This window comes from Escherichia sp. WS3063, assembly GCF_046486595.1.
In the GTDB taxonomy this organism is placed as follows: Bacteria; Pseudomonadota; Gammaproteobacteria; order Enterobacterales; family Enterobacteriaceae; genus Escherichia; species Escherichia coli.
This window is the reverse complement of sequence record NZ_JBJQKY010000004.1, coordinates 190942-207538: the sequence shown is the minus strand read 5'-3', so window position 1 is coordinate 207538 and position 16597 is coordinate 190942. Positions and strand designations below refer to the sequence as shown.

The 16597-nt window shown below is 51.5% G+C and carries 23 protein-coding genes; 10 read left to right on the top strand and 13 right to left on the bottom strand.

The features are described 5' to 3' along the window. Window positions 1–126: 126 nt before the first annotated feature. The 11 genes from npr to ACJHYW_RS05765 all read right to left on the bottom strand — a co-directional run bounded on the left by npr (window position 127) and on the right by ACJHYW_RS05765 (window position 8090). Complete coding sequence (gene npr / locus ACJHYW_RS05815) at window positions 127–399, bottom strand: PTS phosphocarrier protein NPr (protein ID WP_000216791.1); 273 nt, start codon at window positions 397–399, stop codon at window positions 127–129. Beyond that, the gene (rapZ, locus tag ACJHYW_RS05810; RefSeq protein ID WP_000243741.1) at window positions 396–1250 is read right to left on the bottom strand and encodes an RNase adapter RapZ; all 855 of its coding nucleotides are present in this window, start codon (window positions 1248–1250) and stop codon (window positions 396–398) included. Before rapZ ends, npr begins: the two co-directional genes overlap by 4 nt. Window positions 1251–1295: 45 nt before the next feature. Then, window positions 1296–1787 (bottom strand): PTS IIA-like nitrogen regulatory protein PtsN, encoded by a 492-nt coding sequence (ptsN, locus tag ACJHYW_RS05805; protein ID WP_000183676.1) that lies wholly within the window; start codon window positions 1785–1787, stop codon window positions 1296–1298. A gap of 117 nt (window positions 1788–1904) precedes the next feature. Then, window positions 1905–2192 carry a ribosome hibernation promoting factor gene (gene hpf / locus ACJHYW_RS05800; RefSeq protein ID WP_001176599.1) on the bottom strand — a complete coding sequence of 96 codons (288 nt, stop codon included), beginning with the start codon at window positions 2190–2192 and terminating at the stop codon, window positions 1905–1907. Window positions 2193–2214: 22 nt separating this feature from the next. Further along, window positions 2215–3648 (bottom strand): RNA polymerase factor sigma-54, encoded by a 1434-nt coding sequence (gene rpoN, locus ACJHYW_RS05795; protein WP_000809051.1) that lies wholly within the window; start codon window positions 3646–3648, stop codon window positions 2215–2217. Between the two features lie 47 nt (window positions 3649–3695). Beyond that, the gene (gene lptB / locus ACJHYW_RS05790) at window positions 3696–4421 is read right to left on the bottom strand and encodes an LPS export ABC transporter ATP-binding protein (RefSeq protein ID WP_000224099.1); all 726 of its coding nucleotides are present in this window, start codon (window positions 4419–4421) and stop codon (window positions 3696–3698) included. Window positions 4422–4427: 6 nt separating this feature from the next. Beyond that, the gene (gene lptA / locus ACJHYW_RS05785) at window positions 4428–4985 is read right to left on the bottom strand and encodes a lipopolysaccharide ABC transporter substrate-binding protein LptA (RefSeq protein WP_000669785.1); all 558 of its coding nucleotides are present in this window, start codon (window positions 4983–4985) and stop codon (window positions 4428–4430) included. Next, window positions 4954–5529, bottom strand: a complete 576-nt coding sequence (gene lptC / locus ACJHYW_RS05780; RefSeq protein ID WP_000030537.1) for an LPS export ABC transporter periplasmic protein LptC — start codon at window positions 5527–5529, stop codon at window positions 4954–4956. The genes lptA and lptC overlap by 32 nt, the downstream gene beginning before the upstream one ends. Beyond that, window positions 5526–6092 (bottom strand): 3-deoxy-manno-octulosonate-8-phosphatase KdsC, encoded by a 567-nt coding sequence (kdsC, locus tag ACJHYW_RS05775; protein ID WP_000030016.1) that lies wholly within the window; start codon window positions 6090–6092, stop codon window positions 5526–5528. The genes lptC and kdsC overlap by 4 nt, the downstream gene beginning before the upstream one ends. Before the next feature lie 20 nt (window positions 6093–6112). Continuing rightward, window positions 6113–7099 (bottom strand): arabinose-5-phosphate isomerase KdsD, encoded by a 987-nt coding sequence (kdsD, locus tag ACJHYW_RS05770; RefSeq protein WP_001295557.1) that lies wholly within the window; start codon window positions 7097–7099, stop codon window positions 6113–6115. 13 nt (window positions 7100–7112) lie between these two features. Beyond that, window positions 7113–8090, bottom strand: coding sequence for a calcium/sodium antiporter (locus ACJHYW_RS05765; RefSeq protein ID WP_000922872.1), 978 nt, complete (start codon window positions 8088–8090; stop codon window positions 7113–7115). Between the two features lie 209 nt (window positions 8091–8299). On the opposite strand from ACJHYW_RS05765, the gene mlaF reads away from it, so the two are divergent. The 7 genes from mlaF to murA all read left to right on the top strand — a co-directional run bounded on the left by mlaF (window position 8300) and on the right by murA (window position 13130). Then, on the top strand, window positions 8300–9109 hold the full coding sequence (gene mlaF / locus ACJHYW_RS05760) for a phospholipid ABC transporter ATP-binding protein MlaF (RefSeq protein ID WP_000438245.1): 810 nt from the start codon (window positions 8300–8302) through the stop codon (window positions 9107–9109). Between the two features lie 7 nt (window positions 9110–9116). After that, window positions 9117–9899, top strand: coding sequence for a lipid asymmetry maintenance ABC transporter permease subunit MlaE (gene mlaE, locus ACJHYW_RS05755; RefSeq protein WP_000925803.1), 783 nt, complete (start codon window positions 9117–9119; stop codon window positions 9897–9899). A 4-nt stretch (window positions 9900–9903) separates the two neighbouring features. Continuing rightward, on the top strand, window positions 9904–10455 hold the full coding sequence (mlaD, locus tag ACJHYW_RS05750) for an outer membrane lipid asymmetry maintenance protein MlaD (protein ID WP_001296448.1): 552 nt from the start codon (window positions 9904–9906) through the stop codon (window positions 10453–10455). Between the two features lie 18 nt (window positions 10456–10473). After that, window positions 10474–11109: a phospholipid-binding protein MlaC gene (gene mlaC / locus ACJHYW_RS05745; RefSeq protein ID WP_000476484.1), complete on the top strand. Its 636-nt coding sequence runs from the start codon at window positions 10474–10476 to the stop codon at window positions 11107–11109. Next, window positions 11109–11402 carry a lipid asymmetry maintenance protein MlaB gene (gene mlaB / locus ACJHYW_RS05740; RefSeq protein WP_001361199.1) on the top strand — a complete coding sequence of 98 codons (294 nt, stop codon included), beginning with the start codon at window positions 11109–11111 and terminating at the stop codon, window positions 11400–11402. The genes mlaC and mlaB overlap by 1 nt, the downstream gene beginning before the upstream one ends. 159 nt (window positions 11403–11561) lie before the next feature. After that, on the top strand, window positions 11562–11816 hold the full coding sequence (gene ibaG / locus ACJHYW_RS05735) for a BolA family iron metabolism protein IbaG (protein WP_000429656.1): 255 nt from the start codon (window positions 11562–11564) through the stop codon (window positions 11814–11816). 54 nt (window positions 11817–11870) lie between these two features. Continuing rightward, a complete protein-coding gene (gene murA / locus ACJHYW_RS05730) occupies window positions 11871–13130 on the top strand; it encodes a UDP-N-acetylglucosamine 1-carboxyvinyltransferase (protein ID WP_000357259.1) in 1260 nt (419 codons plus the stop codon). A 47-nt stretch (window positions 13131–13177) separates the two neighbouring features. On the opposite strand, the gene sfsB is transcribed toward murA, so the two are convergent. Then, window positions 13178–13456: a DNA-binding transcriptional regulator SfsB gene (gene sfsB / locus ACJHYW_RS05725; RefSeq protein WP_000445407.1), complete on the bottom strand. Its 279-nt coding sequence runs from the start codon at window positions 13454–13456 to the stop codon at window positions 13178–13180. A gap of 227 nt (window positions 13457–13683) precedes the next feature. After that, window positions 13684–14655 carry an octaprenyl diphosphate synthase gene (ispB, locus tag ACJHYW_RS05720; RefSeq protein WP_001047336.1) on the bottom strand — a complete coding sequence of 324 codons (972 nt, stop codon included), beginning with the start codon at window positions 14653–14655 and terminating at the stop codon, window positions 13684–13686. Window positions 14656–14913: 258 nt separating this feature from the next. On the opposite strand from ispB, the gene rplU reads away from it, so the two are divergent. The 3 genes from rplU (at window position 14914) to ACJHYW_RS05705 (ending at window position 16595) form a co-directional block, all read left to right on the top strand. Beyond that, the gene (gene rplU, locus ACJHYW_RS05715) at window positions 14914–15225 is read left to right on the top strand and encodes a 50S ribosomal protein L21 (RefSeq protein ID WP_000271401.1); all 312 of its coding nucleotides are present in this window, start codon (window positions 14914–14916) and stop codon (window positions 15223–15225) included. 20 nt (window positions 15226–15245) lie between these two features. Then, the gene (gene rpmA / locus ACJHYW_RS05710; protein ID WP_000940595.1) at window positions 15246–15503 is read left to right on the top strand and encodes a 50S ribosomal protein L27; all 258 of its coding nucleotides are present in this window, start codon (window positions 15246–15248) and stop codon (window positions 15501–15503) included. 126 nt (window positions 15504–15629) lie between these two features. Then, window positions 15630–16595: a DMT family transporter gene (locus tag ACJHYW_RS05705; RefSeq protein ID WP_000813037.1), complete on the top strand. Its 966-nt coding sequence runs from the start codon at window positions 15630–15632 to the stop codon at window positions 16593–16595. Window positions 16596–16597: the final 2 nt, after the last annotated feature.

Below are 16597 nucleotides of genomic sequence, written 5' to 3'. Positions count from 1 at the left end.
TAAGGTTCTTCTGAAAGTAAAAAGCGCACGAAATGTACAATTGACGTTGATTGATAACGATTTCAGTACGCGCTTTTCTTATTGCCGGGGGAGCTTGAAGGGATTTGAATGTCAAAGTGATGAAGATTAATCTTCATCAAAACCAGAGTTAAAGAGGGCGATAACGGCGGCCAGTGCTTCCTCTTCCTGCGGACCGGTCGCTTCAACTTCAATCTGCCGTCCTTTGGCAGAATCCAACATCAGCAGCGCAATAACGCTGTTGGCTTCAGCCTCGGTGCCTTCGTCATTACGTAACAGCACTTCAGCGTCAAAACCCTGCATTAATTCAAACAGCTTCATTGCAGGCCGGGCATGCATGCCCAGCTTGTTTGTGATTTCAACAGTTTGCTTGACGGTCATGGTTTACGTTTTTCCAGCGTACGATGGCGTGACTGGACGTTTTTACCGCGCGAGCGGAAGTAGTCTGCCAGTTGCTCTGCAATATACACCGAACGGTGCTTCCCGCCGGTACAACCAATGGCGACCGTCAGGTAGCTACGGTTGTTGGTTTCCAGCATAGGTAACCATAGCTCAAGATAGCTTCGCGTCTGGTAGATAAAATTGTGTACTTCTGTGTGGCGGTCGAGGAACGCGGCGACAGGCTTATCCAGACCTGTCATTGGACGCAGTTTCGGATCCCAGTGCGGGTTCGGCAAGAAGCGCACGTCAAAGACGTAATCTGCATCGATAGGGATACCGTGTTTGAAGCCAAAAGACTCAAAGACCATGGTCAGTTCGCGTTCACGTTTACCCAGCAGACGGGTACGCAGCATTTCAGCCAGCTCGTGAACGGACATTTCTGAGGTATCGACAATCAGATCCGCTCGCGAACGCAGAGGCTCCAGCAAATCGCTTTCTTTGTCGATAGCACTTTCCAGCGACAGGTTTTTGCTGGAAAGCGGATGCAGTCGGCGCGTGTCACTGTAACGACGAATTAAGGTATTACGGTCGGCATCCAGGAACAGTAGTTGCGGTGAGAAAGCGTCAGGCAGGTTACTCATCGCCTGTTCGAATATTTCTGGTGACTCCGGCATATTACGAACATCAATGCTGACGGCGGCAGAAATCTCGCGATCGGCCAGAGTTCGAGCCAGATCGGGTAACAACACTACGGGAAGGTTATCCACGCAGTAAAAACCCATATCTTCCAGCGCACGCAGGGCGACAGATTTACCTGAACCTGAACGTCCGCTGACGATCATCAGTACCATGTACTGTTTCTCCTCACAACGTCTAAAAGAGACATTACCGAATAACTACGCTTCATCCGGAGTACCTTCGGTATCCGTAATGATTTGATACAGCTCTTCATCGCTCTGGGCTGCGCGTAAACGGCGGCAGATGGTTTTGTCCGCCAGACGTTTCGCCACCAGTGACAGAGTATGCAGGTGCGTTTTAGTTTGGTCTGCCGGCACCAGCAGGGCAAAAAGTAAATCCACCGGTTGGTTGTCGATGGCATCGAAAGCTATAGGCGTTTCGAGCTGAACGAAAACGCCAACGGCGCGCAGAGTATCTTCTTCCAGTTTGCCATGCGGAATGGCAATACCATTGCCGATACCGGTACTGCCCATTTTTTCCCGCGTCAGGATAGCTTCAAAAACCACCTGAGGCGGCAGGCTAAGTTGTTTCGCCGCCAGCTCGCTGATGATTTCCAGGGCGCGTTTTTTGCTCTGACAGTGGACGCGGCTTCGCGTACATTCCCTGTTAAGAACACTGCTAAGCTGTAGAGTTGTATCATTATTTGTCATAATTTCACCTAAGAACCTGCCCACTCAAACAGTGGAACAGGCTCGGAGCATTAACCGTACAAATGGCCCGTTGTGCCGCACAACAGGCCGCCATGCACATGCTAATTGCCCGGACAATTAGTGTTGTTTCAGTTTATCTTTATGTTTGGTCAACTGGCGTGCCAGCTTATCAATTAAGCCATCAATGGCAGCGTACATGTCCTGACCTTCCGCGCTGGCATGAATTTCACCACCGTTTACATGCAGTGTTGCATCTGAGGTGTGGGTGACTTTCTCCACTTTCAGAACAACATAGACCTGGTTGATTCGGTCAAAATATTGCTCAAGTTTGGCAAATTTGGCTGTAACAAATTCGCGCAGTGCCTCGGTGATCTCGACGTTATTTCCGGTAATGTTGAGCTGCATAGTGTCTTCCTTATCGGTTGGGTCAAACGAGCTGTTTACGCTGGTTTGACGGCGGAATGGATAAAGACTCTCGGTACTTCGCAACAGTGCGGCGTGCCACCATGATACCTTGTTCCGACAGCAAAGAGGTTAACTTGCTGTCGCTCAACGGTTTCGCTGGGTTTTCCGCCGCGATTAATTTCTTCACCAGCGCACGAATCGCCGTGGAGGAAGCTTCGCCGCCGCCCTCGGTATTGACGTGACTGGAAAAGAAATACTTCAGTTCAAAAATGCCTCGTGGACTATGCAGGTATTTTTGCGTGGTCACGCGAGATATCGTCGATTCATGCATTTCGACAGCCTGGGCGATATCGGCCAGTACCATCGGTTTCATATATTCTTCACCTTGCTCAAAGAAGGCTTGCTGCTGTTCAACGATACAGCGACTCACGCGCAGTAGCGTATCGTTACGGCTTTCCAGACTCTTGATCAACCATTTGGCATCCTGCAGATTGCTGCGGATAAACTGGCTGTCACCATCGTTGCGCGCGTTATTGCACATCGAGGCGTAGTGCTGGTTGATTTGCAGACGCGGAATGCTGTCACTGTTGAGTTCTACCGTCCAGTGACCGTTATGCTTACGCACCAGCACATCTGGAATGACATACTCAGGTTCGCCAGTCTGGATCGACTGCCCGGGGCGCGGATCGAGCGACTGGATCAGATTGACGGCTTCTTTCAGCACATCTTCTTTCAGACGCGTGACGCGCATTAAAGTGCGGAAGTCGTGATTGGCTAACAGATCGAGATGATCGCTAATAATCAGTCTGGCCTCTTCCAGCCACGGCGTGGTTTTATCGAATTGGGAGAGTTGGATCAGCAGGCAGTCACGCAGATCTTTTGCCGCCACACCGACCGGATCAAACCGTTGGATCCGCTTAAGGACGGCTTCAACCTCGTCGATGTCAATCTCTTCATCGCCCATACTTTCGAGAATATCTTCCAGCGGGACAGTCAGATAACCAGTGTCATCAACGGCATCGACGATAGAGGTAGCAATAGCGCGGTCAGTGTCGGAAAACGGTGTCAACTCGACCTGCCACATCAGGTAATCCTGCAAGGTCTGCGTCGTTTCGCCCTGATAGACCGGCAGCTCGTCGTCAATGTAGTCACCGCTGGTGCCGGATGGTGTACCAGCGGTGTAAATGGTGTCCCAACTGGCATCGAGCGGCAGCTCTTCCGGCATCTCTTTTTGTTCGAGCGCGTCGGCGGTGTCCAGTGTTTCACTGTCTTGCGTTTCGCGGGTGTCGATTTCTTCATGAGTGTCGATTTGCTCAAGCAGCGGATTACTCTCCAGCGCCTGCTGTAGCTCCTGCTGAAGTTCCAGCGTCGACAACTGCAACAGACGAATTGCCTGTTGGAGCTGTGGCGTCATCGCCAGTTGTTGGCTAAGCCTGAGTTGCAAACCTTGCTTCATGTTCAGAATCGTACTCTCCTGCTAAAACGTCGCAAACTTCTACCCTATCAGAGTCTGAAGTCTTCCCCAAGGTATACACGCTTAACGTGTTCGTCTTGTAAGATTTCTGTAGGCGTGCCGTGGGCGATCAAATGCCCCTGACTGACGATATAAGCGCGTTCACAAACCGCCAGTGTTTCACGCACGTTGTGGTCAGTGATCAGTACGCCCAGGCCGCTGTCGCGCAGGTGTTCAATGATGCGTTTAATGTCGATAACCGAGATCGGGTCAACCCCGGCAAACGGTTCGTCGAGCAGAATAAATTTCGGATTCGCAGCCAGTGCGCGGGCAATTTCTACACGGCGACGTTCACCCCCGGAGAGTGACTGCCCCATGCTGTCACGCAGGTGCTCAATGTGAAACTCTTCCATCAGCTCGTTCGCGCGGTCTTCACGTTGTTCAGCAGACAAGTCGTCACGAATTTGCAGTACCGCCATCAGGTTATCGTAAACGCTGAGGCGACGGAAAATGGAGGCTTCCTGTGGCAGATAGCCGATACCGCGGCGCGCGCGTGCATGCAGAGGCAGCAGACTGATATCGTCATCATCAATAATGATGTTGCCCGCATCGCGCGGCACAATGCCTACAACCATGTAGAAAGTGGTGGTCTTACCGGCACCGTTTGGCCCCAGCAGACCGACAATTTCCCCGGAGTTGACGGTCAGGCTGACGTCTTCTACCACGCGACGGCCTTTATAGGCTTTTGCAAGGTTCTTTGCAGTTAATGTTGCCATAACGAATTAATTACCCTTCTTCTGTGCCGGGGTCTGGCCTTTGTTGTTTTTGTCCTGCAGCTGCGACGGCACCAGAACGGTGGTTACGCGCTTACCTTTGTCGCTGAAAGCCTGCATTTTCTGCTCTTTCACCAGGTAAGTGATCTTATCGCCCTTAATGTTGCTATCGACCTGCTGCAGATAAGCATTACCCGTCAGAACGACAAAATCTTTTGCCAGTTCGTAGTGCATCTGGGAAGCGTGACCTTCAACGGGTTTACCATTGTCCTGCATCTGGTAGAACGTTGCCGGTTTACCGTAGCCGTCAATCACTTCTTTACCTTGTTCGCCGCCCGGACGGGTAACGACCACTTTGTCGGCATTAATTTTGATGGTGCCCTGGGTGACGATGACATTACCGGTAAAGGTAACCACGTTGCCTTGCATATCAAGAGATTGCTGGTCCGATTCAATGTGGATCGGCTGATCAGTGTCTCCGGTTACGGCAAATGCCGGAATGCTGGCGGCCAGAAGTGAGCTGGCAAGCACAAGATTAAGGCTGAGTTTGTTTGTTTTGAATTTCATAGGATGTTCTAACCTTTTCAATCAGCTCGGCGTTCTTGCTGCGTAAGTTGCCGCGCATTTTCAGACCGCTGGAGTTAAATGTTGTTCCGTATAACGTGACGAGGTCTTCAGAGGTAACATCCTGCGTCACCAGATTGATCTGCGCGTTATCCGTCGTGATTCTGCGAAGTTGAGAGTCCGGCACAAGTGCGTTGACTTCAACGTGTCCATATAAATAGAGCATCCGGTCATTGGTCAGCTTGGCTTTATCTGCTTTTACGGACCATGTCGGGATTTTATCCTTATCAAACGTGGTAAGTACCGGCTGCGTAAACCACGAAACGGCCTGATCGGAATAATATTCAACGTGTTGAGCAATCAATCGATAGCTTAGTGCCCCTTCTGGGTTATAGACGAGCGTGTCCGTATGCTCGCTTTTATAGGTGGGATCATTGTTGTTGACGACCACCTGGGCGGTATCGTCTTTTTCGGCCATATTAATGCCGATCATCACCAGAACCGCCAGTGATAGCACAATGATAACCCAACGTCTGGCTTTACTCATATCGATTGCCCTTTGGCTTCATCCAGTTTGCCCTGCGCCAGGAGTAATAAGTCGCAAACTTCTCGCACTGCGCCACGACCGCCAGCAATGCGCGTCACGTAATCGGCGCGCGGGATCAACAATGGATGCGCATCGGCCACGGCGACGCTTAACCCCACTTTTTCCATTACCGGCCAGTCGATGAGATCATCGCCGACATAAGCCACATTTTCCGGGGCAATCGCCAGTTTTTCCAGCAGATCGCTAAAGGCGATCAGTTTGTTTGACTGCCCCTGATACAAGTGAGTGATCCCCAATGTGGCACAACGATCTTCTACCAGTTTAGCCTTTCGCCCGGTAATGATAGCGACTTCAATATCAGAGGTGAGCGCACAACGAATGCCATAACCGTCACGAACATTGAACGCTTTCAGCTCTTCGCCATTATTGCCCATATAAATCAGGCCATCTGACAGTACGCCATCGACATCGAGGATCAGCAGACGAATATTCTCTGCTTTTGCCATAACGTCGGCGCTGACAGGGCCGTAACAGGTCGCAAGCGACGCACCTGCTTTGCTCATTGTTGTTTATCCTTGAATCTTTACACTACGCCTGCACGCAGTAAATCATGCATATGTAACACACCGAGTAAATGGTCGCCATCGGCAACCATCACGGAGGTGATATGGCGGGACTGCATTAAGTTCAGTGCCTCAACGGCCAGAATGCCAGGGCGCACACGTATTCCCCCCGGCGTCATCACATCGGCAATACTTAACTGACGAACATCCACGCCCATATCGAAGACACGGCGTAAATCACCGTCGGTAAAGATGCCTTCAATCATCATATTGTCATCGCAAATGACAGTCATACCAAGATTTTTGCGGGTAACTTCCAGCAACGCGTCACGCAGACTGGCCGTTTTCTTAACATGCGGGATCTCATCGCCCGTATGCATAATATCGTTTACGCGCAGCAGAAGTTTACGACCCAGTGCGCCGCCTGGGTGTGAGAGCGCAAAATCTTCAGCAGTAAAGCCGCGTGCTTTTAACAGCGCGACAGCGAGGGCATCGCCCATAACCAGCGTGGCGGTGGTGCTGCTGGTCGGTGCCAGCCCTAACGGACAGGCTTCTTTCGCTACTTTAACACACAGATGCACATCTGCGGCGCGCGCCATGCTGCTCTCCGGGCGACCGGTGATGCAGATTAACGGTACGTGAAGACGCTTAAGCACTGGAATTAAGGCCGTGATTTCGCTGGATTCACCTGAGTTAGAGATAGCAATCACCACATCCTGTGGGGTGACCATGCCTAAATCACCATGCGCGGCTTCACCAGGATGGACGAAAAATGAAGGTGTACCGGTGCTGGCAAACGTTGCCGCCATTTTGCGCCCGATGTGCCCCGATTTCCCCATCCCCATGACGACAACTTTCCCTTTACACCAGAACATCTTTTCACAGGCAAGCGTGAAATTCTGATTGATGTATTGATCAAGCTCCGCCAGGCATTCACGTTCAATCGCCAGGACTTCTTTACCTGCTTGCTGAAAGTCAAAACCCGGTTGTAACTCTACGTGCGACATAATGCGTTTCCAGTTATTCAACGAGTATTGGCGATAACCAGTACAACATCGCCAGCCATACGATAAATCCGCCAGTTAATAATACCCCTACACCACGACCCGGTTGCGGGGAGCGCCGCCAGCATAGCAACGCAAAAATAATGCTCACCAGCAACATCACGCTGTAGTCACGACTGTACGCCAGTGGATCAATCTCTCCTGGTGTTATCAGCGCGGGTAAACCCAACACGATGACAATATTAAAAATGTTTGCGCCAATGATATTTCCGACAGCAATGTCGTTTTCACCTTTGCGAACCCCCGCTATTGCGGTTGCCAGTTCCGGCAGGCTGGTTCCGATAGCAATTGCCGTCAGACCCATCGTCAACTCGCTGATGGCAAAGTAATTCGCCAGCACCGTGGCGTTATCAACCACCATCCGCGTGGCCACTGGCATGATGATAAGCGCAATGCCGAGCCATAAAAACGCGACGGGCAATCCACCGTCACGCGGCAACTCTGCAAGCTGCTCTCTGGTCAGGCTGTCAGTCCCCTGACGTTCAGCCTGACGTGCAAGTTTAACAATGAACAGCAGCCATAGCACAGCCAGAAAGAGGAGAAAGATACCATCGCTGCGACTAAGTTGTCCGTCATAGAGTACGGAACCGGCCACCACGCTGACCAACAACATTAAGGGTAATTCACGGCGTAGAACATCAGAATGGACGGTAAAAGGACGAACCAGCGCAGCAAGACCGAGGATCAGCAATATATTGATAATGTTTGAGCCGAGGGCTGTACCAACGGCTAAATCGCGTTGTTCGTGCAAAGACGCGGCAAGCGAGACGATGATTTCTGGTAACGATGTACCAATACTGACCACCGTCATGCCGATGATTAGCGGCGGGATGCCAAAGGTTCGGCAAAGAATAGACGCGGCAAAAACCAGGCGGTCGGCACTGTAAACGACCAAAAGTAAACCAACAATTAACAGTGCCGTAGCTAAAAGCATCTAACGTCCTTTCTTCAGGTATACTCGCCGGTCCGCTGAAGATTTTCAGAAAGCCGTAACGGATTCTTAATTTTGACTTTATGCGGCTAAAAAGTAAAACAAATGCCAGCTTTCGCTAACCACGGCGGGTAATATTCTGTAAATATGTTGGGTTCAAGGTTAAATTGAGCGCCATGCTTAGAAAATCAACGCAAGACGAAGGGTGAATTATGGAGCAGTCTGTGGCGAATTTAGTCGATATGCGCGATGTCAGTTTTACGCGTGGCAATCGCTGCATCTTCGATAATATTTCCCTGACCGTGCCGCGAGGGAAGATCACGGCGATCATGGGGCCATCGGGCATCGGTAAAACGACGCTACTCCGTCTGATTGGCGGGCAAATCGCACCAGATCATGGTGAGATCCTTTTCGATGGTGAGAATATTCCGGCGATGTCTCGTTCGCGCCTGTATACAGTGCGCAAACGGATGAGCATGTTATTTCAGTCCGGGGCGTTGTTCACTGATATGAACGTATTTGACAACGTCGCCTATCCACTGCGGGAACATACCCAACTTCCCGCGCCATTGTTGCATAGTACGGTGATGATGAAGCTGGAGGCAGTGGGGCTGCGTGGAGCGGCTAAACTTATGCCTTCTGAACTTTCCGGTGGGATGGCGCGGCGTGCAGCGCTGGCACGTGCGATTGCGCTGGAGCCGGATCTCATCATGTTTGATGAGCCCTTTGTTGGGCAAGATCCCATCACCATGGGCGTACTGGTGAAGCTGATTTCTGAGCTGAACAGCGCGCTGGGTGTGACTTGTGTGGTGGTTTCTCACGATGTGCCGGAAGTGTTAAGTATTGCCGATCACGCCTGGATCCTGGCGGACAAAAAAATTGTCGCTCATGGCAGTGCCCAGGCGTTGCAGGCGAATCCTGATCCGCGCGTACGTCAGTTTCTGGACGGGATAGCTGACGGGCCTGTTCCGTTCCGCTATCCTGCCGGCGATTATCACGCTGATCTTTTACCAGGGAGTTAAGCCACTCATGCTGTTAAATGCGCTGGTGTCGCTCGGACATAAAGGGATTAAAACCCTGAGAACGTTCGGGCGGGCCGGGTTAATGTTATTCAATGCGCTGGTCGGCAAACCGGAATTTCGCAAACATGCGCCGCTGCTGGTGCGCCAGCTCTATAATGTCGGCGTCCTGTCGATGCTGATTATTGTAGTTTCTGGCGTGTTCATCGGAATGGTGTTGGGGCTGCAAGGTTATCTGGTTCTGACCACTTATAGTGCGGAAACCAGTCTGGGTATGCTGGTGGCGTTATCGCTACTGCGTGAACTGGGGCCGGTGGTTGCCGCGCTGTTGTTTGCCGGGCGTGCCGGTTCGGCGCTAACCGCAGAAATCGGCCTGATGCGCGCTACAGAGCAACTCTCCAGTATGGAGATGATGGCGGTGGATCCGTTGCGTCGGGTTATTTCTCCCCGTTTCTGGGCTGGGGTTATTTCATTACCACTGTTGACGGTTATTTTCGTCGCCGTGGGGATCTGGGGCGGATCTCTGGTCGGCGTCAGTTGGAAAGGCATTGATAGCGGGTTCTTCTGGTCGGCAATGCAAAATGCCGTCGACTGGCGTATGGATCTGGTCAACTGTCTGATTAAGAGCGTGGTGTTCGCCATCACGGTGACGTGGATTTCGTTGTTTAACGGCTACGACGCCATCCCGACGTCTGCCGGGATTAGCCGGGCAACCACTCGCACCGTTGTCCACTCGTCTCTGGCTGTTCTGGGGCTGGATTTTGTGCTGACCGCATTGATGTTTGGGAATTGAGTTCATGCAAACGAAAAAAAATGAAATTTGGGTGGGTATCTTTTTATTAGCAGCACTACTGGCGGCGCTGTTTGTTTGCCTGAAGGCGGCGAACGTGACGTCCATACGTACTGAACCGACCTATACGCTTTATGCGACGTTCGATAACATTGGCGGCCTGAAAGCGCGCTCTCCGGTCAGCATTGGTGGCGTTGTTGTGGGCCGGGTGGCGGATATTACGCTGGACCCGAAAACCTATCTGCCGCGCGTAACGCTGGAAATTGAACAACGTTATAACCACATTCCTGATACCAGTTCGCTGAGCATTCGTACTTCCGGCCTGCTGGGGGAACAATATCTGGCATTAAACGTCGGTTTTGAAGACCCGGAACTGGGGACTGCTATCCTGAAGGATGGCGATACAATTCAGGACACCAAGTCTGCGATGGTGCTGGAAGATCTCATTGGTCAGTTCCTTTACGGTAGTAAAGGCGATGACAATAAGAATAGTGGCGATGCGCCAGCTGCTGCGCCAGGTAATAATGAAACCACTGAACCTGTGGGTACAACGAAATAATTTCAGGAGAACCGACGCATGTTTAAACGTTTAATGATGGTCGCTTTGCTGGTGATTGCACCGCTGAGTGCGGCAACCGCGGCAGACCAGACCAATCCGTATAAGCTGATGGACGAGGCGGCGCAGAAAACGTTCGATCGCCTGAAGAATGAGCAACCGCAAATTCGGGCCAACCCGGATTATCTGCGTACCATTGTCGATCAGGAACTGCTGCCATACGTACAGGTGAAATACGCCGGTGCGCTGGTGCTGGGCCAGTATTACAAGAGTGCGACCCCTGCTCAACGTGATGCTTACTTTGCCGCTTTCCGCGAGTACCTGAAGCAGGCTTACGGTCAGGCGCTGGCGATGTATCACGGTCAAACCTATCAGATTGCGCCAGAACAGCCGCTGGGCGATAAAACCATTGTGCCTATTCGCGTTACCATTATTGACCCGAATGGCCGCCCGCCGGTGCGTCTGGACTTCCAGTGGCGTAAAAACTCCCAGACGGGCAACTGGCAGGCTTACGACATGATTGCTGAAGGCGTCAGTATGATCACCACCAAACAAAACGAGTGGGGAACGCTGCTGCGTACCAAAGGTATCGACGGCCTGACTGCACAACTGAAATCGATTTCTCAACAGAAAATCACTCTGGAAGAGAAAAAATAATGAGCGAGTCACTGAGCTGGATGCAGACGGGTGACACGCTGGCGTTATCCGGAGAGCTGGATCAGGACGTTCTGCTACCGCTTTGGGAAATGCGTGAGGAAGCGGTGAAGGGGATTACCAGCATCGATCTTAGCCGTGTGTCCCGCGTGGATACGGGTGGACTGGCACTGCTGCTCCATCTTATCGAACTGGCGAAAAAGCAGGGCAACAACGTGACGCTTCAGGGGGTAAACGACAAAGTGTATACCCTCGCGAAATTGTATAATTTGCCTGCTGATGTTCTGCCTCGTTAAATTTTTTCAGGCCGGATATGGCGTTAACCGCCTGTCCGGCAAACCTGCCTGCAAGTCGAGCCTTGTCTGATTTATCAGCGAGGCTTTTTGCTTATTTATGCCAGCGCAACTTTGCTCTAAGATGTTTCGCTGATTTATTAACTGATGATTGAAGATCCCATGGAAAATAATGAAATTCAGAGCGTGTTGATGAACGCTCTCTCCCTCCAGGAAGTCCACGTTTCCGGCGATGGCAGCCACTTTCAGGTTATTGCCGTGGGTGAGTTGTTTGACGGCATGAGTCGGGTTAAAAAACAGCAGACGGTCTATGGCCCGCTGATGGAATATATTGCGGATAACCGCATTCATGCTGTGTCGATCAAAGCGTATACCCCTGCGGAGTGGGCGCGCGATCGCAAACTGAACGGCTTTTGAGCTATGGGCGATTCGCCGGTAGCGGATATGAATTGTTAACTGAGAACAAACTAAATGGATAAATTTCGTGTTCAGGGGCCAACGAAGCTCCAGGGCGAAGTCACAATTTCCGGCGCTAAAAATGCTGCTCTGCCTATCCTTTTTGCCGCACTACTGGCGGAAGAACCGGTAGAGATCCAGAACGTCCCGAAACTAAAAGACGTCGATACATCAATGAAGCTGCTAAGCCAGCTGGGTGCGAAAGTAGAACGTAATGGTTCTGTGCACATTGATGCCCGCGACGTTAATGTATTCTGCGCACCTTACGATCTGGTTAAAACCATGCGTGCTTCTATCTGGGCGCTGGGGCCGCTGGTAGCGCGCTTTGGTCAGGGGCAAGTTTCACTGCCTGGCGGTTGTACGATCGGTGCACGTCCGGTTGATCTACACATTTCTGGCCTCGAACAATTAGGCGCGACCATCAAACTGGAAGAAGGTTACGTTAAAGCTTCCGTCGATGGTCGTCTGAAAGGCGCACATATCGTGATGGATAAAGTCAGCGTTGGCGCAACGGTGACCATCATGTGTGCTGCAACCCTGGCCGAAGGCACCACGATTATTGAAAACGCAGCGCGTGAACCGGAAATCGTCGATACCGCGAACTTCCTGATTACGCTGGGTGCGAAAATTAGCGGTCAGGGCACCGATCGTATCGTCATCGAAGGTGTGGAACGTTTAGGCGGCGGTGTCTATCGCGTGCTACCGGATCGTATCGAAACCGGTACTTTCCTGGTGGCGGCGGCGATCTCTCGCGGCAAAATTATCTGCCGTAACGCGCAGCCAGATACTCTGGACGCCGTGCTGGCGAAACTGCGTGACGCTGGAGCGGACATCGAAGTCGGCGAAGACTGGATTAGCCTGGATATGCATGGCAAACGTCCGAAGGCTGTTAACGTACGTACCGCGCCGCATCCGGCATTCCCGACCGATATGCAGGCCCAGTTCACGCTGTTGAACCTGGTGGCAGAAGGGACCGGGTTCATCACCGAAACGGTCTTTGAAAACCGCTTTATGCATGTGCCAGAGCTGAGCCGTATGGGCGCGCACGCCGAAATCGAAAGCAATACCGTTATTTGTCACGGTGTTGAAAAACTTTCTGGCGCACAGGTTATGGCAACCGATCTGCGTGCATCAGCAAGCCTGGTGTTGGCTGGCTGTATTGCGGAAGGGACGACCGTGGTTGATCGTATTTATCACATCGATCGTGGCTACGAACGCATTGAAGACAAACTGCGCGCTTTAGGTGCAAATATTGAGCGTGTGAAAGGCGAGTAATCGTCTGAGAGCTGGCAGCCCCGTTCGCGGGGCTACCGCCAGACCACTCATTTTTTCGGTTTAGTGTAGCTACGCATCAACTGCGTTCTGTCGATAAACTCATGGGTCTGCGGATCATGGTAGCGAGATGGCCAGATAATCCAGGGGTCAGTTCCCAGGGCTTTCGCAATAATCATCTCTCCTTTCGGCCAGGGGCGCGATAATGCGTTCGCCAGCGTTGAGGAACTCAAACCATTTCTGCGAGATTCCGCCGCCATTGACGTTCCCTTCTTGCGCAAACCCGCAATGATGTCAGCGGGATGCCAGTCAATGAAATTACTTTCCATCTTTCCTCACTCCTTAAGTTAGTCGCTTTCATTCAGAACACTTCTTCTGTCGAGCATCACTATACTCCTGATGGCCTATTGCTCTAAAAAGTTCCTGTAAAGAGTGTGAATATTCAGAATATATAAAGATGTACAGCCCTATTTTTCAGGTGTTATAGAGCTGAATAAGTGTTTTTATGGAATTTACTGGAATCATCCCGCGCGCTGCGCGGGATGAGGGGAGGGGATTAACGATCGCGTTGAACAGCGATGTGCGCGAGGCCGATGAGTGCTTCTCGCCAAGGGGTGTCCGGGAGCACCTGTAACGCTGCGATGGCTTTGTCTGCTTCTTCCTCAGCACGCTGACGCGTCCATTCAAGAGATCCACAAGCGTTCATTGCTTCCAGAACCGGTTCCAGAAGATGGCGACCGTTACCCTGTTCGATGGCGGTACGAATCATCTGTGCCTGTTCTGGTGTGCCATGATGCATTGCATGCAGCAGCGGCAGCGTCGGTTTACCTTCGTTCAGATCGTCGCCGACGTTTTTACCTAACTGTTCGCCATCGGCATTGTAATCGAGTAAATCGTCGATCAACTGGAAAGCAGTGCCGAGATAGCGCCCATAATCCTGCAGGCCTTTCTCCTCCTCCGGCGTACAGCCAGCCAGAATCCCGGAACACTGCGCGGCAGCCTCAAACAGACGCGCGGTTTTGCTATAGATAACGCGCATGTAGTTTTCTTCAGTGATGTCCGGATCGTTAACGTTCATCAGTTGCAGAACTTCACCTTCTGCGATGACGTTTACGGCTTCTGACATGACTTCCAGCACTTTGAGCGAACCGAGGCTGGTCATCATCTGGAACGCGCGGGTATAAATAAAATCGCCTACCAGCACGCTGGCGGCATTGCCAAATGCGGCGTTGGCGGTAGCTTTACCCCTGCGCATATCTGATTCATCCACAACGTCGTCGTGCAGCAGAGTCGCCGTGTGGATAAACTCGATCAGGGCAGCAATGGTGACATGCGCATTTCCCTCATAGCCAACAGCTCGTGCAGCCAGTACAGCAATCATCGGACGAATACGTTTACCGCCGCCGCTGACGATGTAATAGCCTAACTGATTGATCAGTTGGACGTCGGAATTAAGCTGCTCAAGGATTGCCGCATTAACACCCGCCATATCTTGCGCGGTTAACTCATTGATTTTTTCTAAATTCATCGCAAAAGCCGGGCTTTTCGCCCCGATTACCTTACTGTGAACAAAGGCAACTTAGGGTTTATGGTTAGGAATATAGGGTGATTGTACTGAAAAAATGGCACAGATAAACGTTACCGTACAAGTTGTGTTTTTTTTCTTCGTGTATTGACTGTAGCACTTGTCAAAGGCGTGCGTTTTGCGTAATATTCGCGCCCTATTGTGAATATTTATAGCGCACTCTGAATCATTGAAAAGGTGTGCGCGGAAGCGGAGTTTTATATGTACGCGGTTTTCCAAAGTGGTGGTAAACAACACCGAGTAAGCGAAGGTCAGACCGTTCGCCTGGAAAAGCTGGACATCGCAACTGGCGAAACTGTTGAGTTCGCTGAAGTGCTGATGATCGCAAACGGTGAAGAAGTCAAAATCGGCGTTCCTTTCGTTGATGGCGGCGTAATCAAAGCTGAAGTTGTTGCTCACGGTCGTGGCGAGAAAGTTAAAATCGTTAAGTTTCGTCGTCGTAAACACTATCGTAAGCAGCAGGGCCATCGTCAGTGGTTCACTGATGTGAAAATTACTGGCATCAGCGCCTAAGACCTGAGGAGAGATTTCAAATGGCACATAAAAAGGCTGGCGGCTCCACACGTAACGGTCGCGATTCAGAAGCTAAACGCCTGGGCGTTAAGCGTTTCGGTGGCGAATCCGTTCTGGCGGGTAGCATCATCGTTCGTCAACGTGGTACCAAATTCCACGCTGGCGCTAACGTAGGTTGCGGTCGTGACCACACTCTGTTTGCTAAAGCAGACGGTAAAGTGAAATTCGAAGTTAAAGGCCCGAAAAACCGTAAATTTATCAGCATCGAAGCTGAATAAGTTTTTCGCGTCCCGGTAACGGATGAAAGCCCCGCAACACGTTGCGGGGCTTTTTACATTCGATAACCGGTAAAAATGCGCATGGTGCGACGTTAATCCGCAAATGCGCTTTGCAGGGAATACGGTATGAAGCAGCAGGCAGGCATTGGCATTCTTTTGGCGCTCACCACAGCAATTTGCTGGGGGGCGTTGCCAATCGCAATGAAGCAGGTGCTGGAGGTGATGGAACCTCCGACAATCGTGTTTTACCGTTTCTTGATGGCGAGTATTGGCCTTGGTGCCATTCTTGCGGTGAAGAAGAGGTTGCCGCCATTACGCGTGTTTCGTAAGCCACGCTGGTTGATTTTGTTGGCAGTGGCGACCGCCGGGCTGTTTGGGAACTTCATCCTGTTCAGCTCATCCTTGCAATACCTGAGTCCGACCGCTTCGCAGGTGATTGGGCAACTCTCGCCAGTTGGCATGATGGTTGCCAGCGTATTTATCCTGAAAGAGAAAATGCGCAGCACTCAGGTTGTAGGGGCATTGATGCTCCTGAGCGGCCTGGTGATGTTTTTTAACACCAGTCTGGTCGAGATATTTACAAAGCTCACCGATTACACCTGGGGAGTAATCTTTGGGGTCGGTGCGGCGACGGTGTGGGTGAGTTATGGCGTGGCGCAAAAGGTTTTATTGCGTCGGCTGGCCTCACCGCAGATCCTGTTTTTACTGTACACTTTATGTACAATTGCGCTCTTCCCTCTGGCAAAGCCTGGAGTGATAGCGCAGCTTAGCCACTGGCAGCTCGCATGTTTAATTTTTTGCGGACTGAATACATTGGTAGGATATGGCGCCCTGGCGGAAGCGATGGCTCGCTGGCAGGCAGCGCAGGTGAGCGCGATCATCACGCTCACCCCACTGTTTACGCTGTTTTTTTCAGATCTTTTATCACTGGCCTGGCCCGATTTCTTCGCCAGACCGATGTTAAACCTTTTAGGTTATCTCGGTGCGTTTGTCGTGGTTGCGGGCGCGATGTATTCCGCCATTGGTCATCGTATTTGGGGTGGATTACGTAAGCATACAACGGTGGTATCGCAACCCCGCGCAGGCGAATGATT

Excerpts from the sequence above, each read along its gene's own strand:
- hpf (WP_001176599.1), bottom strand. The coding sequence starts at position 2,192 with ATGCAGCTCAACATTACCGGAAATAACGTCGAGATCACCGAGGCACTG.
- rpoN (WP_000809051.1), bottom strand. The coding sequence starts at position 3,648 with ATGAAGCAAGGTTTGCAACTCAGGCTTAGCCAACAACTGGCGATGACG.
- rapZ (WP_000243741.1), bottom strand. The coding sequence starts at position 1,250 with ATGGTACTGATGATCGTCAGCGGACGTTCAGGTTCAGGTAAATCTGTC.
- lptA (WP_000669785.1), bottom strand. The coding sequence starts at position 4,985 with ATGAAATTCAAAACAAACAAACTCAGCCTTAATCTTGTGCTTGCCAGC.
- rplU (WP_000271401.1), top strand. The coding sequence starts at position 14,914 with ATGTACGCGGTTTTCCAAAGTGGTGGTAAACAACACCGAGTAAGCGAA.
- ispB (WP_001047336.1), bottom strand. The coding sequence starts at position 14,655 with ATGAATTTAGAAAAAATCAATGAGTTAACCGCGCAAGATATGGCGGGT.
- kdsC (WP_000030016.1), bottom strand. The coding sequence starts at position 6,092 with ATGAGCAAAGCAGGTGCGTCGCTTGCGACCTGTTACGGCCCTGTCAGC.
- mlaB (WP_001361199.1), top strand. The coding sequence starts at position 11,109 with ATGAGCGAGTCACTGAGCTGGATGCAGACGGGTGACACGCTGGCGTTA.
- mlaF (WP_000438245.1), top strand. The coding sequence starts at position 8,300 with ATGGAGCAGTCTGTGGCGAATTTAGTCGATATGCGCGATGTCAGTTTT.
- rpmA (WP_000940595.1), top strand. The coding sequence starts at position 15,246 with ATGGCACATAAAAAGGCTGGCGGCTCCACACGTAACGGTCGCGATTCA.
- ACJHYW_RS05765 (WP_000922872.1), bottom strand. The coding sequence starts at position 8,090 with ATGCTTTTAGCTACGGCACTGTTAATTGTTGGTTTACTTTTGGTCGTT.
- kdsD (WP_001295557.1), bottom strand. The coding sequence starts at position 7,099 with ATGTCGCACGTAGAGTTACAACCGGGTTTTGACTTTCAGCAAGCAGGT.
- murA (WP_000357259.1), top strand. The coding sequence starts at position 11,871 with ATGGATAAATTTCGTGTTCAGGGGCCAACGAAGCTCCAGGGCGAAGTC.
- ptsN (WP_000183676.1), bottom strand. The coding sequence starts at position 1,787 with ATGACAAATAATGATACAACTCTACAGCTTAGCAGTGTTCTTAACAGG.
- lptC (WP_000030537.1), bottom strand. The coding sequence starts at position 5,529 with ATGAGTAAAGCCAGACGTTGGGTTATCATTGTGCTATCACTGGCGGTT.
- sfsB (WP_000445407.1), bottom strand. The coding sequence starts at position 13,456 with ATGGAAAGTAATTTCATTGACTGGCATCCCGCTGACATCATTGCGGGT.
- npr (WP_000216791.1), bottom strand. The coding sequence starts at position 399 with ATGACCGTCAAGCAAACTGTTGAAATCACAAACAAGCTGGGCATGCAT.
- ACJHYW_RS05705 (WP_000813037.1), top strand. The coding sequence starts at position 15,630 with ATGAAGCAGCAGGCAGGCATTGGCATTCTTTTGGCGCTCACCACAGCA.
- mlaE (WP_000925803.1), top strand. The coding sequence starts at position 9,117 with ATGCTGTTAAATGCGCTGGTGTCGCTCGGACATAAAGGGATTAAAACC.
- lptB (WP_000224099.1), bottom strand. The coding sequence starts at position 4,421 with ATGGCAACATTAACTGCAAAGAACCTTGCAAAAGCCTATAAAGGCCGT.
- mlaC (WP_000476484.1), top strand. The coding sequence starts at position 10,474 with ATGTTTAAACGTTTAATGATGGTCGCTTTGCTGGTGATTGCACCGCTG.
- mlaD (WP_001296448.1), top strand. The coding sequence starts at position 9,904 with ATGCAAACGAAAAAAAATGAAATTTGGGTGGGTATCTTTTTATTAGCA.
- ibaG (WP_000429656.1), top strand. The coding sequence starts at position 11,562 with ATGGAAAATAATGAAATTCAGAGCGTGTTGATGAACGCTCTCTCCCTC.